Below are 15,010 nucleotides of genomic sequence, written 5' to 3' on the forward strand. Positions count from 1 at the left end.
ACCAGGTCGGCGTCCGACAGGTCGGCATCGGCGAACCGCCGCCGCTCGAAGGACGCGTGCGCGTCGAGGTCGGACGGGTCGCCGTCCGCGAGTCCGTCGAGCCGCGGATCGCTGATCCGGGGCGGGAGGATGCGGGGGATGCGGCCATGCGGGCCTCCGGGTGCGGGTCGGTGCAGGATGCGGGCCGCCGTGTGGCGGCCCGCTCCACGGTACGGGAGACCCCCGGGGTCACCGCCCGGTCTGGCGGAGGTAGGCGGCGTAGAAGCCCGCGCCCATCATCCGGGCGCCGACGGCGTCGTAGTGGATGAAGGCCTCGCCCTCGTTGGCGTGCCCCGAGACGCCGGGCACGTACGCGACCTCCTTCCGCAGGGAGCGCAGGCCCTGGTGCACCGCGTCGATGTCCTGACGCGCCGCATCCGATCCGATCCACTCGGGGACCATCCCCCCGACCAGGAACGGCACGGGACCGTAGCGCACGGCCAGGCCGGACTCGAGCTCGAGGAGCCGGTCGGCGTACTTGACCTTGGCCGCCACCCGCCCTGCGGCGGTGGGGGCCGACGAGATGGCGTTCGCATCCGACTCTCCCTGCGCCCAGATGATCGCGACCAGCCGGTTGTCCGGATCGAGCGCCAGCGCGTTGTCGATCTGGGTGGTCGCGTTCGCGTAGAGGTTCGTGAGGCCGGCCTCGACCGAGCCCTGCTCCGGGCTCGGATCCCACGTGAACTTCTGCACGGCGTCCACCCGGGTCAGCGAGGTGCTGCCCTGGGCGGCGGGGACGAGGAGGACCCGGCGGCCGGGCGCCGAGTCGGCGAGGAGGGCACGGCCGAAGGTCATGCCGGGGCCGACGAGCTTCGGTCGGTCCGTCATGCGCCACGTCGTGACGTGCTTGAGGCTGTCTTCCGCGGGCACGACACGGCCCCAGTCCTTGTCCTGCCAGTCGCCGACGAGCTGGTCGAGGCCGTCCTGCGCGACGTCGATCGCGGGGTCGTAGCCGAAGCCGCCGCCCTGGGCGTTCGACTGCCCGAGGATCGCCACGACGTCGTGGCCCACGCCGTCCTGTGCGCCCGCGACGGCCGTCACCGGCGCGGTCGCGCTCGCGGTGGACCGGTGGACGTCCGCCGATCCCGCCCAGCTGCCCGTCACGGTGACGGTGATGCGCTTGCCGAGCGCCGCATCGTCGAGCCGCAGCGTCGGGCCGGTCTGGCCCGGCTGCGTCACGCCGTCGAGGTACCAGCGGTAGCGGAGGGGCGTGGAGGTGGGCGTCCAGTCGCCGGGCAGGGCGCGCACCGCGCTCCCGACGGTGAGCTGGCCGACGATCCGGGGTGCCGTCGTCGTCGGGGCGACGGGAGGCGTGGGAGCGGGTGTCGGGACGGGCGCCGTGGTCGGAGCCGGGGTCGGGATCGGCGCGACGGTCGGAACCGGGGTCGGCACGGGCGCGGTGGTCGGCGCCACGGTGGGCACAGGCGTCGGCGCCACGGTGGGCTTCGCGGTCGGCGTGATCGTCGGCACGGGCGTCGGCTTCGGCACGGGCGCGGGTGCGACGGCCTTGCTCGCCGCGCTCTTCATCGTCAGGGTCTGCACGCCGGTGCGGCTGCCGGTCACCGAGGCGGTGATCCGCGATCCCGCGTCGCCGGGGGCCAGCCGGTAGGTCGCCGCCGCCGCTCCCGCGATGAGGACGCCGTCGCGGCTCCAGGAGTAGGAGAAGGCCGGCGCCGGGTTCCAGCCGCCCGGGCGGACGGTGAGGAGGAATCCGACCGCCACCGTGCCGACGAGCGTCGGGACCGGTGCGGTCCGGAACGCGGGCAGCGTGACGGCGGCCGTGGGCTGGCTGAGCCGCTCCATGGTGATGCTGCCCGTGCGCGTCGCGATCACCCGGACGCGGATCGTGCGGCTGAGGTCCTTCGCGGCGAGGGTGTAGGTCCTGCCCTTGGCTCCCGGAATCGCCGTGTCCCCGGAGAACCACTGGTAGGCGAAGGCGGCGCCGACGGGCTTCCAGGCGCCGGGCACGGCGGTCAGGATCTGGCCGACGAGCGGCTTCCCGGTGATCGTCGGCTCCGGGCTGGCGGTGAACGGCACGGCGGGCTTGGCCGCGGCGGAGATCGAGCCGGATGCGACGGAGGTGACGGCGGGCTCCCGCGACGCGGCACCGGCGACGTCCGCCGGCAGCGCGATCGCGGAGAGGACCAGGGCCACGGCGAGCCGGTCACGTGGAGTCGGGATCGGCGTCGGGGCGCAGCAGGACCAGGGGCGGAGATGAGCACATGCACTCCTCGAGAGGGTCGCGTCGGGTACGCGAGCGACCCCTGTTTACCGCACCGAGGAAATGTGCGCCGCCCCCCGAACGGCCGGTCGGGGGGCCATTGCCCGCGCGGAGCCCGAACTGGGTACACGACAGCACCTGGGAGAAGCCGGTAAGCATGCCCGACGGCCGCGCCCGAAGCGGCCCCCGGATCCAGGAGCACCATGACAACCGCACGCCGACGCGCCCTCGTCGGCCTCCTCTCGCTGGCCCTCGTGGCCTCCGCGCAGGCGGGCATGGCGACCAGCGCCATCGCCGCCCCCGCGCCCGTCGGCACCGACGCCGTCGGCACCACCGCCGTGACCTTCACCACCGCCCCGCAGCCGTCGATAACCGGCACCGCGCAGGTCGGCTCCACCCTCTTCGCCGTCACCGGCACCTGGGCACCGCAGCCCGACTCGTTCACCTTCAAGTGGTGGAGCGACGGCGTCGCGATCTCCGGCGCCACGGGATCCGCGTACACGCTCGTCGCCGCGGACGCGGCCAAGAAGATCACGCTGACCGTGACCGCGAACAAGGCCGGCTACACGTCGCTCGCCAAGTCGAGCGCCGCGACCGCGACCGTGGCCGCCGCCCCCGCGCCCGCCGCCTTCACGACCATCCCGACGCCGACGATCACCGGGACGCCGAAGGTCGGCACGCCGCTCACCGCGGCCACCGACACGTGGGCGCCCGTGCCGACGACCTTCTCCTACCGCTGGTTCGTGGCGAACGTCGCCGTCACCGGCGCGACGACCTCCACCTACACGCCGGTCGCGGCCGACGTCGGCAAGCGCATCACCGTCACCGTCACGGGCAGCCGCACGGGCTACACGACCGCCGCGAAGACCAGCGCGGCCTCGGCCGCGGTCGTCGCCGCGCCGGTCACGACCCCGTCGACCTTCACCACCGTGCCGACGCCCACCATCACCGGATCCGCGCAGGTCGGCGCCACGCTGACGGCCACCCCCGGCACCTGGGCACCCGTGCCGACGACCTTCTCCTACCGCTGGTTCGTCGCGAACGTCGCCGTCACCGGCGCCACCGCCTCCACGTACGTGCCCATCGCCGCCGACCTCGGCAAGCGGATCACCGTGACCGTCACCGGCGCACGCTCGGGCTACACCCAGGCCTCGAAGACGAGCGCAGCTTCGGCTGCGGTCGTCGCGGCGCCCGTCACGAGCCCGTCGACCTTCACCACCGTGCCGACGCCGACCATCGTCGGCACCGCCCAGGTCGGCGCGACCCTGACGGCAGCGCCCGGTACCTGGGCACCCGTCCCCACGACCCTCTCCTACCGCTGGTTCGTCGCGAACGTCGCCGTCACCGGCGCGACCGCCTCCACCTACGTGCCCGTCGCCGCCGACCTCGGGAAGCGGATCACCGTCACCGTGACCGGCGCGCGAAGCGGCTACACGTCGGCCGCCAAGACCAGCGCCGGCACGGCCGCGGTGATCGCCGCCCCCGCCGCCAAGGCGTTCGCGATCGCGTCCGCCCCCACCGTCACCGGCTCCGCGTCGGTCGGCGGCGTGCTGACCGCGTCGACCGGCACCTGGTCCCCTGCCCCGGCGTTCACGTACCAGTGGACCGTGGGCACCACCGCGATCACCGGCGCCACGGGCTCGACGTACACGGTCGGCACGGCTGACCTCGGCAAGACGATCACGGTCACCATCACCGCCAAGCTGGCGGGCTACGTCACCACGAGCAAGACGAGCGTCGCCACGGCGGCGGTCGGGAAGCCGGCCATCGCGTCGACGCAGCCGGTGATCGTCGGTGATGCGAAGGTCGGGTACACGCTGCGCGTCGTGCCCGGCCTCTGGACGCCGAAGCCGTCCTTCTCCTACGTCTGGTACGCGAACGACGTGAAGATCGCGGGAGCGACCTCGAATGACTTCGTCGTCACGACGGCAGAACTCGGCAAGCGCATCACGGCGACCGTGGTCGGCACCGCGTCGGGCTTCTCGAACACCGCGCGCACGAGCGCCCGGACTGCGGCGGTCGTCGCCGAGAACGTGCAGTTGCCGCAGCAGCCGTGGTACTCCACGGTGACGGGCGGCGTCTACCTCGACTCAGTGCGTCCCGAGAACCTGATCACGGACGGCTACATCGAGGTGACCGACCCCGACTACGGCTGGGACAAGGCTGGCACGCAGTTCACCGGCGGTTCGTTCGCCATCACCGGGCTCCGCGCGGGCGAGTACTCGCTGCGGGCATATGTCGAGGTCGCCGGCGAGTACATCGAGCAGTACCTCGGCCCCACAAGGGACTACCGCGCCGCTCAGACGTTCGCCGTGCAAGCCGACGGCACGGTGCGCATCGACATGGTCGTGAAGCGCGCGGCCACGGTCAGCGGCACAGTCACCGCGGCCGACGGCTCCCCCGTGGAGAACGCCCTCGTGACCGTGACGGGCGCGACTGAGGACGACTGGTACGGCGGAAGCGCGTACACGGACTACTTCGGGCGCTTCACCGTGCGAGACATCCAGCCCGGCACGTACAAGGTGCAGTACTCGGCTCCGTCGCCCAATCCCTCGGGCCTGACCGGTGAGTGGTACGGCGACGCTGACGATGAGAGCTCCGCGACGGTCGTGACGGTCGCGAACTGGAGCCAGACGGTCATCGGCATCAACGCCGTGCTCGACGTGGGCGCCCGGATGACCGGTTGGATCTACGACTCCAACTACGCCTCCGTCGCGGACGCCACCGTCTACGTCGTGCCGGTCTCGTCCGCTGTCGAGGGCACCACACCCTACAGCGCACGGCATGTGCAGACGGACGCATCGGGCGACTTCGAGATGACGGGGATCGTCCCCGGCGACTACTACATCTACGTATCAGCGACTCGGTACTCGGCCCCCGCGCTGGCCGCGCAGTGGGTCGGCGGCACCGGCACCTTGGCCACTGCGTCCGTCTACCGGGCGACCCGCGGGACGCAGATGTCGAGCGTCTATGCGCAGCTCGCCGTCAGCCCGTCGGTGACGACGACGGTCACCGGCCTCGCGGCGGCCGGCTGGGACAGCGATTACGCCGTCGTGAACCTGTACCAGGGTGGCTCCATCAAGTACTCCGAGTACTCCTGGTACGGCGCGGCCGCGTTCATCAAGGACATCGCCCCCGGCACCTACCAGGTCGCCGTGACGTACCACCGCGGCACCGAGCTCAAGGCCTACTGGTGGAACGGCGGCACCTACGCCGACAGGTCCGAGATCGTCGTGCGCGCAGGGGACTCGATCTCCATCGTCGCGAAGGCGATCACGCGGGTCGCTCCGGCGGGCGCGCGGCTGGTCCGCTAGCCGGGACCGCACGGCCACCGACGCCGCCACGACCGCACCGGTCGTGGCGGCGTCGTCGTCCGCGCCCCTCCCGCCGCGCCCCCGTTCCGCGCGACACGTCGACAGCGGATCCCGTCGAGCGGTAGGCATGGGACAGCGCCGCAGGGGGCGGCGGACCGGGGGATCCATGCACGCACCACGCCGACGCGCCCTGATCGGGCTGCTGTCGCTCTCGCTCGTCCTGTCCGCGCAGGCCGGCCTCGCGGGAGCCGCCACAGCGGCGGACGCGCCGACCGCCACGAGCACGAGCACCAGCCGCGCCACGCCCGCCTTCACCGCATCACCCAAGCCGACCATCTCCGGCACACCGCGCGTCGGCTCCACGCTCACCGCGGTCACCGGCGACTGGGCGCCGAAGCCGACGACCTTCGGCTACCGCTGGTGGCGCGACGGCGTCGCCATCGCCGGCGCGACCGGATCCACGTTGAAGCTGACCGCAGCAGACGCCGGGGCGCGCATCAACGTCACCGTCACCGCCCGCCGAGGCGGGTACGCGTCCCTGGCGCGGTCGAGCGGGCCGACCGCGGCCGTCGCGCCCGCCACCACGACGCCCCCTCCGCCGGCGCCCACGCCGACGCCCACCGCGCCGACGCCCGACCCCGCGCCGACCACCGATCCGACGCCCGCGCCCACGCCTGACCCCACGCCTCCCGCCGCCACGGCCCCCTTCTCCGAGGCCTCTGTCCCGGTGATCACCGGCGACGTGCAGGTCGGCCGCCCGCTGCGCGCCGTCGCCGGCCTGTGGACCCCGCGACCGACGTCGTTCGCCTACGCCTGGTCCGTCAACGGCGTGGCCATCGCGGGCGCGATCTCCATCTCGTACACGCCCGTCGACGCGGACGCCGGGAAGCGGATCACCGCGTCCGTCACCGGCACGGCCGCCGGCATCACGCCCACCACCCGCACGAGCGCGCCGACATCGCCGGTCGCGGCCGCGGGCGTCGACCTGCCCGAGCAGCCGTCGACCGGGAAGGTGGTCGGAAACGTCTACCTCGGCTCGGTGGATCCGGCGAACGTCATCCCCTACGCCGCGATCTACCTCGAGGACGCGGCAGCGGAGGGCTCGTCGACCGACGACCCCGCCGCCGAGATCATCGACGGGGCGTACTCCTTCTCCGGGGTCCGGCCCGGCGAGTACCGGATGCACGTCTTCTACGCCGTCGACGGGACGTACTACTACCAGTACTACGGGCAGACCAAGGAGGCGGACCGCGCCCAGACCTTCGCGGTGTCCGCCGACGGCACGGTGCACGTCGACGTGGTGCTGAAGCGCTACGCCACCATCGAGGGCACGGTCACGACGACGGGCGGGGTGCCGGCGTCGGGGCTCTCCGTCACCGCCATCCGCGCGTCCGACGGGAAGCCGGTCGACTCCGAGACGACGGACGCGCAGGGCCGCTACATCCTCCGGGACGTGGAACCCGACGACTACCTCCTCCGGGTCTCACCACCCGTCGCCGACTCCCGGGGGTTCATCGGGGAGTGGTACTCGGACGCCTACGACCAGGCGAGCGCGACGCCGGTCACCGTCACGCGGTGGGGAGCGCCGCTCACCGGGATCGACGTGCAGCTGTCCCGCGGCGCGAGCGCGAAGGGCCAGGTCTACCGGGTCGACGGGGTGGGCTCCTCCGGCTCGAGCGTGCGCTTCGTGCCCGTCGGGTCGGCTGTGGACGGCGTGCGTCCCACCGTCGGCCTCGTCGCGTACACCGACCGGTACGGCCGCTTCAGCCTCGACGGCATCACGCCCGGCGAGTACGTCGTGTACGTCACCGGCCCCGCGCAGCAGGCGCGGTGGGCCGGCGGCACCGGCTCGCTCGCCACCGCGACGCGCTACACGGCGACGCTCGACGGGCAGCTGCCGGCGATCTACGTGCAGTTCGGGGCGGATCCGACCGCCCGGTCACTGACCTCCCGCACGGCCGCCGCCGCCCGCTGACGGCCCTCGACCGGGGGTCGTGACCGCGCCGCCGTCGAGGAGTAGACCGGTCTCCCGACCGGTACCCCGCCGGTCCGACCATCGGAGCAGCCCATGCCATCCGTCCGCCGACGCGGTCTCGTCGGCCTCATCTCCCTGGCCCTGATCGCCGCAGCTCAGGCCGGCCCCGCCTCCCCCGCATCCGCGGACCCCGCCCCATCCGCCCGCGTCGCCGCCGACGCCACGACCGCCATCGTCGTCGGCCGCGTCTACCTCGACCGCGTGGATCCCCGGAATCTCGTCCGCGACGGGAGCATCTCGCTCGAGCTGTCCGGCATCCCCTTCGGCGAGAACGTCGACATCGTCGACGGGTCCTTCCGCTTCGAGTCCCAGCCCGCCACGCGCTACACGCTGCACGCCTTCCTGACGGTCGGCGGAGCCGAGGTCTCCCAGTACCTCGGGCAGGTGAACGAGTGGCAGGACGCGCGCTTCTTCACGGCTCCGGCTGGTCGGACGACCCGCGTGGACGTCGTGCTCCGCACCCCCGCGAGCATCGGCGGCACGGTGATGCTCCCCGAGGGCGCGCCCGCCGGATACTCCCCCGTCGACGTGCTCCGCGCCACGGGCGACGGCCGGCTCGAGGCGTCGGGCACCACGGATGAGGCGGGCCGCTACACCATCGAGAACCTCGAGCCGGGCTTCTACGTGCTGCGCTTCGGCGTGCCCCCGGGGGATCCGACCTCGTACGGCGCGGTGTGGTCGGGCGACCGCACGCAGCGGGCGCAGGCGAAGCGCATCGTCGTCTCGCAGTGGGGGCAGGTGGTCACGGGCGTCGACGCCACGCTCGCCCCCGCCCGGTGATGCCGCCCCCCTCATCGGGTCAGCCCGAACTGGGTACGGCGCGAGGCACCGCGTGCGCGGTAGGACTGGACCGGGCCGCATCGAACCGGTCCGGATCCGGGAGCACCATGTCATCCGTTCGCCGCAGGGCCGTCGTCGGCCTCGTCTCGCTGGCCCTCGTGGCCTCCGCCCAGGTCGGGATCGCGTCGGGGGCATCCGCCGCGACCGCGCCGGCCCCCACGCCCGCCGGGTCCGCCGCAGCGACCGCCGCGACGCCCGCCGCCCTCGTGTTCACCGCTTCGCCCACCCCCACCGTCAGGGGCACGACGGAGGTCGGCGCGACGCTCACGGCCGTCACCGGCACGTGGACCCCGACGCCCGGCACCTTCCTCTACCGCTGGGCGCGCGACGGCGTCGCCATCCCGGGCGCGACGCGGGCGACGTACGCGCTCGTCGCGGCCGACCAGGGGAAACGGCTCACCGTCTCCGTCACCGCGGTGAAGACCCGCTACCCGTCCACGACCCGCACGAGCGAGCCGACGACCGCGGTCGCACCGAAGGGCGGGGCGCCCGAGGTCCGCCTCCCGTTCACGGCGGCGCCCGTGCCGACGATCACCGGATCCGTGACCGTCGGCGGCACCGTCACGGCCGTCCCCGGCTCGTGGTCGCCCTCCCCGCGCCTCGCGTACCAGTGGTTCGCCGGATCCACGGCGATCCGCGACGCGAACGTCGCCACCTACGAGCCCACCGCCGCGGACCTCGGCCAGGAGCTCAGCGTCTCGGTCGCGGCCTTCCGCGACGGGTACGCCACCACCACCCGCATGAGCGCGGGCGCGATCGTGTCGGAGGGCACCTTCCCCGAGCGCACCTTCGTCATCCGCGGCGAGGCGCGCGTGGGCGGGTACCTCGACGTGGCGAACGAGACGTACTCCTACGAGGCGGACCGCACCTACACGTGGGCCGCCGACGGCGTGACGATCGCCGGTGAGACGAGCGACGGGTACCGCCCCGTCGTCGCCGACATCGGCAAGCGCATCACGGCCACGATCACCGGCTCGGCCGCCGGCTTCACGACGGAGACCCGCACGACCACGCCGACGGCGCCGGTCGTGGCCGCCGATGCGGCTCCGGTCGTCGAGACCGGCGTCGTCTCGGGCCGTGTCTTCCTCGGATCCGCCACGGACGCGAACCTCCTCGGCGACGGCATCGTGAGCGCCAGCCGTGTGTCCGACGGCACTGGCCGAGACGGTCGGCTCGTCGACGGCTCCTTCGAGGTGAGGGACCTCGGGCCCGGGGTCTACACGCTCTCGGTCTTCACGGAGGTCGACGGGGTCTACGCTTCCCAGCCCTATCGCGCGCCCGGCGACCCCGCTCGGGCCACCCGCTTCACCGTCACGAACGACGGCGCGGTGCGGCTCGATGTGGTCCTCGTGCGCCATGCGTCGATCAGCGGCACCGTGACGCAGAGCGACGGGCAACCCGCCGTGGGCTCGAACGTCGAGGTGTTCCCGGTGCGCGGTGGCGAGCCCGTCGGCGGCGGACGCACCGATGCGGCCGGGCGGTTCCGCATCTCATCGGAGTGGCTCACGCCCGGCCAGTACGAGGTGCGATTCGGCGCCCCGTTCGAGAACCCCGAGGGCTACATCGGCGAGTGGTACGGCGACACCGACGACCGCAACAGGGCGAAGCGCATCACCGTGGTGGGCACCGATGCGGTCACCGGGATCGACGCCGAGCTGACCCGGGGCAGCCGCCTCGAGGGCGTCCTGCAGGCCGGCGCGGCCGGCGAGGAGTCCAGCGCCGTCTACCTCGTGCCCGAGACCGCGGCGCTCCTGGGCTCCGGCCCGCGCAGCGGCCGCTTGACGGGCGTGGACCAGTCCGGCCGCTTCAGCCTCACGCAGATCACGCCTGGCCGCTACTACGTGTATGCCCAGACGACGCGCTACGAGGCGCCGTCCTACGGTCCGCAGTGGGTGGGCGGCACGGGCACGCTCGCGACCGCCACCGTCTTCACGGTGCGACGCGGCGCGGACCTCCCGTTCCTCGACATCCGGATGAAGCAGGACTCGTCGGTCACCGTGGTCCTCGCCGGCGTGACAGCGCCCGGCTGGGAGCAGCGCGCCATCGTGGAGCTGCTGCAGGACGGCGTCGTCGTGAAGCAGTACGGCGTGATTCCCGGCTCCTCGACGTTCATCCCCAATGTGGCTCCCGGCACGTACCGGGTGCGCGTCTCGCACATCCGCGACGGCGTGTGGATCCCCACCTGGTGGGCCGGTGGCACGGGCGCCGACCGCTCGCGGATCGTCGTGAACGTCGACCGGAGCGTGCGCATCGCCGTGCGCGCCGCCACGGGCACGGAACCGCCCGCGCAGGCACGCTGATCCGAGACGCACGCGCGCGCCGATCTCCTGGGGTCGGCGCGCGCATGCGGCGGATGCGGCGGTCCCGGGGATTCGAGTGCGACCTACCCCACGATCGGATCCGCCGCCGCCTCCGCCCTGCCGCTGGCCGCGACCACCGCGAGCGCGCGTGAGCACCTGGAGGTCCTCCATCGTCTCCACGTCGGTGACTCTGCCCCACCGCAGCGTCATGAACTGGAACATCGTGTTGCTGTAGACCTCGCCCCCGGGGAGCGGGCCGCGGATCCCCGCCCGCACCGCCACGCGCGTGCGCCACGGACCCCCGCGCACGATGACCTCGTGGATGGTGAACCGCGCGCCCGGGAGCACCTCGCGCACGCGCTGCCACCAGCGGATCATCGCGTCGCGCGACGTGCGCCGACCGCAGAGGGCGTGGTCGCCGTGGAACAGGTACGTGAAGGGCTCCCCCAGCCCGTCGACCATCTCCATGTGGTCGCCCGCGTTGATCCGGTCGAACACCGAGCGGACCCGGGCCTCCACGATGCGCGCGTAGATCATGGTGCCGTCCTTATCCCGTCCCCGCGCCGCTAGGCATTGTCGTCGCCGCTGTCGATCGCGACCTGGCGCGACGGATCCGCGAACGGCAGCCCCTCCGCGCCCGACACGTCGGGCATGTCCTCGCCGTACTGCCGCGTGTGCACGCGGTGCGCGATGCGCTCGTCGTCCATGCGCTGCGAGAGGCCCGCGTAGGTGGTCTCGAGGTGCGGCACGCGGCGGATCACGTCCATCACGAGCCGGAACCGGTCGAGGTCGTTGAGCATCAGCATGTCGAACGGCGTGGTCGTGCCGCCCTGCTCGACGAAGCCGCGCACGTGCATGTTCTCGTGGTTGTGGCGCTTGTACGTGAGGCGGTGGATGAGCGACGGGTAGCCGTGGAACGCGAAGACCACGGGCTTGTCGCGCGTGAACAGCGCGTCGAAGGACCCGTCGTCGAGGCCGTGCGGGTGCTGCGTCGAGTCCTGCAGCCGCATCAGGTCGACCACGTTGATGAACCGCACGCGCAGCTGCGGGATCTCCCGCTTGAGGATCTGCACCGCCGCCATCGCCTCCACCGTCGGGATGTCGCCCGCGCATGCGACGACCACGTCCGGCTCGAGCCCCGGCACCTCGGTGCCCGCCCACTCCCACACGCCGACGCCGCGCGCCCCGTGCGCCCGCGCCTCCTCGAGCGACAGCAGGCTCGCCGTCGGCTGCTTGCCCGCGACGACGACGTTGATCAGATCCGTGCCGCGGAGGCAGTGGTCCATGGTCACGAGCAGCGAGTTCGCGTCGAACGGCAGGTACACGCGCACGATCTCGGCGCGCTTGTTCACGACGTGGTCGAGGAATCCCGGGTCCTGGTGCGAGAAGCCGTTGTGGTCCTGCCGCCACACGTGCGACGACAGCAGGTACGTGAACGACGCGACCGGCCGCCGCCACTCCACCTTTGAGCTCGACTCGAGCCACTTCGCGTACTGGTTGAACATCGAGTCGACGATGTGGATGAAGGCCTCGTACGACGTGAAGATCCCGTGCCTGCCGGTGAGCAGGTACGCCTCGAGAAGCCCCTGCGTGATGTTCTCGTTGAGGATCTCGATGACCCGGCCCTCGTGCGCCAGGTGCTCGTCGACCGGCAGCACCTCGCCCTGCCAGGCCTTCGCGGTGACCTCGTACACGTCGTCGAGCCGGTTGCTGGCGGTCTCGTCGGGGCCGAAGATCCGGAAGTCGAGCGGGTTGCGGGCGATCACGTCGCGCAGCCAGCCGCCGAGCACGCGGGTCGGCTCGGCGATGACGCCGCGGCCGTCGCTCAGGTCGACCGCGTTCACCTCGAGCGGCGGCAGCCGGAGGTCGCGGCGGAGCAGGCCGCCGTTCGCATGCGGGTTGGCGCTCATCCGCCGGTCGCCCTCGGGGCGGTTCGGCTGGAGCGCGGGCGTCAGCCGGCCGTCGCGGTCGAAGAGCTCGTGCGGGCGGTAGCTCTCCATCCACTCCTGGAGCTGGCGGAGGTGATCCGGGTCGTCGCGAACTCCCGAGAGCGGCACCTGGTGCGCGCGCCACGTGCCCTCGACCTGCTTGCCGTCGACCTCCTTCGGGCCGGTCCAGCCCTTCGGGGTGCGGAGGATCAGCATCGGCCAGGCCGGGCGCTCGTCGCTGCCGCCCGTGCGGGCCGCGAGCTGGATCCGGCTGATCTCGTCGAGCGCGTCGCCGAGCGCCAGCGCGAACCGCTCGTGCACGGCCGCGTGGTCCTCGCCGTCGAAGCCCCCCGAGACGATCCGCAGGGAGTAGCCGTAACCGGTGAACAGCGCGAGCAGCTCCTCCTCGGGGATGCGCGCGAGCACGGTGGGGTTCGCGATCTTCCAGCCGTTGAGGTTGAGGATCGGCAGCACCGCGCCGTCCGTCTCCGGGTCGAGGAACTTGTCGAGGTGCCAGCTGGCGGCGAGCGTCGCGGTCTCCGCCTCGCCGTCGCCGATCACGCAGGAGACGACGAGGTCGGGGTTGTCGAGCGCGGCGCCGTACGCGTGCACGAGGGAGTAGCCGAGCTCGCCGCCCTCGTTGATGGATCCGGGCGTCTCCGGCGCCGCGTGCGACGGCACGCCGCCCGGGAACGAGAACTGGCGGAAGAGGTGCCGGAGGCCCTCGCGGTCGGGCGTCGCCGCGGAGAAGAGCTCCGAGTAGGTGCCGTCGAGGTAGGCGTTCGCGACCATGCCGGGGCCGCCGTGGCCGGGGCCGGCGATGTAGATCATGTCGAGGTCGCGCTCGATGATCGCCCGGTTGAGGTGCGCGTAGACGAAGTTCAGCAGCGGGGTCGTGCCCCAGTGCCCGAGCAGGCGCGGCTTGATGTCGTCGCGCGTGAGCGGGCGCTCCAGCAGCGGGTCGTCGAGCAGGTAGATCTGCCCGACGGACAGGTAGTTGGCGGCGCGCCACCAGCCGTCGACGACGTCGAGGTAGAGGGGTGCGGACGGGTCGCGGGGTGCGGTGTCTGAGGCCATGCATCAGCCTACGGCGGTGGCATCGCGCGCGACCCGGGGCGGCGGATCCGATCAGGAGGGTCGCAGGTCGGCGGAGCGGGCCCGCACGTCGTCTCGTGGGCGGTCCGCCTGCCGGCAGGATCGACGCCACGCCCAGCGGCAAGAACAGCACGGATGAGACGACCGTCGCGAGACCCTGCGCGACGATCACCGATCGCATCACCGCTGATGAGTCGCGGACGGTGGATGTGGTCGATTCCCCGGCCGCGGGCACGAGGGCGTCCGATGGTCGAGCAGGCAAGGTTACCTCTGACACTCCCGCGTGCGGTTCGCGTGATGCGCGCGCACTGCTGTGTCGTCTGCAGATCCCGGCCGGCCGCGCCGACGACCATCCTCCGTGGCGCCCAGATCTTCGCCGGACCTGCCGAGTAGCCCGCCCCTGAACCGATCTCGCCCCTGTCCTGCCAACCGGGCGCGGCGATTCGTGGACCACGAGCGATGCGATGCGGCCGAGCTCACCGTGGCCCCTCCGCACCATGCCCCTTCGACCCGGACATCCCAGATCGCGTTGCCAACGGGTGCATGAGCGGTCGTCCTCACCTGTCCCGTCCAGCAGTCTCCGACCGCGCTCGTTCGGATGAGGGCCTCGTCCTCCGATGTGAAGGTTGTCTCCACCGCGTCCGTTGGGGAGAGGGTGACGGACTTGGTCGACGAAGCGGGCACGAGGTACGGCTGGAGTGCAGCCCTGTCGCCGTCGGGAAGCATGGCATAGGCGCGGCCGGGGTCCGGGCTGGCTTGGACGTGAGCATGGGCATCACCTGCATGAGCCCAGGCGCCTTCGGCGAGCTGGGACCCTCTCCGGTTTCTGGTGCGTAGGGACAGGGGTGATGGAGCAGGGGTCGGCGTATCTGACGCCTTCCCGCAGATCTCCTCCCCGGCTGCTTCGCTCAGCGAGCCGCTGCCACCCGCTCCGCTTCCCCCGCATCTTCTCGTCGAGCCCCATCGCGACGAGGACGTCGACGATCGAGCCGAAGTCGCCCTTCTGCAGGAGCGCCTCCATCGCATCGCTGTGGTCGGCGGCGGATGCGTAGATCACATCCTCCAGCTCGGCGGCGCCCGTCGGCGAGCCACGGGGACGTCCCTGCGCGCTCGCCGGAGGCGGCGGATTCTCGTGGTCCCCGCAACACCCTGAGTTCAGGGGGTTGCGGGGATCGTGGTTTCGGGTGAGTTGCGGCGGGAGTTCTTCGAGGTACTGGACCGGGTCGATGGCAGCATCA

Annotated in this window: 7 protein-coding genes and 1 pseudogene; 4 read left to right on the forward strand and 4 right to left on the reverse strand. The window is 72.5% G+C overall.

From position 1 onward, the window contains the following. Positions 1-228: 228 nt before the first annotated feature. Positions 229-2,193 (reverse strand): sialate O-acetylesterase, encoded by a 1,965-nt coding sequence (locus HDR73_RS04275; RefSeq protein ID WP_012300134.1) that lies wholly within the window; start codon positions 2,191-2,193, stop codon positions 229-231. 270 nt (positions 2,194-2,463) lie between these two features. Here HDR73_RS04275 and HDR73_RS04280 point away from each other — a divergent pair, with 270 nt between their 5' ends. The 4 genes from HDR73_RS04280 to HDR73_RS04295 all read left to right on the forward strand — a co-directional run bounded on the left by HDR73_RS04280 (position 2,464) and on the right by HDR73_RS04295 (position 10,749). Continuing rightward, positions 2,464-5,574, forward strand: coding sequence for a carboxypeptidase regulatory-like domain-containing protein (locus tag HDR73_RS04280; protein ID WP_012300135.1), 3,111 nt, complete (start codon positions 2,464-2,466; stop codon positions 5,572-5,574). Between the two features lie 166 nt (positions 5,575-5,740). Further along, the gene (locus HDR73_RS04285) at positions 5,741-7,549 is read left to right on the forward strand and encodes a carboxypeptidase-like regulatory domain-containing protein (RefSeq protein WP_012300136.1); all 1,809 of its coding nucleotides are present in this window, start codon (positions 5,741-5,743) and stop codon (positions 7,547-7,549) included. A gap of 93 nt (positions 7,550-7,642) precedes the next feature. Beyond that, positions 7,643-8,389 carry a carboxypeptidase-like regulatory domain-containing protein gene (locus HDR73_RS04290; protein ID WP_012300137.1) on the forward strand — a complete coding sequence of 249 codons (747 nt, stop codon included), beginning with the start codon at positions 7,643-7,645 and terminating at the stop codon, positions 8,387-8,389. 107 nt (positions 8,390-8,496) lie between these two features. Then, the gene (locus tag HDR73_RS04295) at positions 8,497-10,749 is read left to right on the forward strand and encodes a carboxypeptidase regulatory-like domain-containing protein (RefSeq protein ID WP_012300138.1); all 2,253 of its coding nucleotides are present in this window, start codon (positions 8,497-8,499) and stop codon (positions 10,747-10,749) included. Positions 10,750-10,989: 240 nt separating this feature from the next. Here HDR73_RS04295 and HDR73_RS16515 read toward each other — a convergent pair. From HDR73_RS16515 to HDR73_RS04310, 3 genes and pseudogenes are all read right to left on the reverse strand, one after another. Then, positions 10,990-11,286: pseudogene (locus HDR73_RS16515) on the reverse strand (nuclear transport factor 2 family protein); the annotation flags it as partial. Between the two features lie 29 nt (positions 11,287-11,315). Continuing rightward, a complete protein-coding gene (locus HDR73_RS04305; protein WP_012300139.1) occupies positions 11,316-13,754 on the reverse strand; it encodes a phosphoketolase family protein in 2,439 nt (812 codons plus the stop codon). A 793-nt stretch (positions 13,755-14,547) separates the two neighbouring features. Further along, the coding region (locus HDR73_RS04310; protein WP_287136271.1) for a hypothetical protein at positions 14,548-15,010 on the reverse strand (463 nt) is incomplete at its 5' end.

Source organism: Clavibacter sp., assembly GCF_014802555.1.
GTDB classification, from domain to species: Bacteria; Actinomycetota; Actinomycetes; order Actinomycetales; family Microbacteriaceae; genus Clavibacter; species Clavibacter sepedonicus.

Bases quoted from the DNA above. Each gene is read 5' to 3' on its own strand.
- HDR73_RS04305 (WP_012300139.1), bottom strand. From the start codon at position 13,754: ATGGCCTCAGACACCGCACCCCGCGACCCGTCCGCACCCCTCTACCTC.
- HDR73_RS04280 (WP_012300135.1), top strand. From the start codon at position 2,464: ATGACAACCGCACGCCGACGCGCCCTCGTCGGCCTCCTCTCGCTGGCC.
- HDR73_RS04290 (WP_012300137.1), top strand. From the start codon at position 7,643: ATGCCATCCGTCCGCCGACGCGGTCTCGTCGGCCTCATCTCCCTGGCC.
- HDR73_RS04295 (WP_012300138.1), top strand. From the start codon at position 8,497: ATGTCATCCGTTCGCCGCAGGGCCGTCGTCGGCCTCGTCTCGCTGGCC.
- HDR73_RS04285 (WP_012300136.1), top strand. From the start codon at position 5,741: ATGCACGCACCACGCCGACGCGCCCTGATCGGGCTGCTGTCGCTCTCG.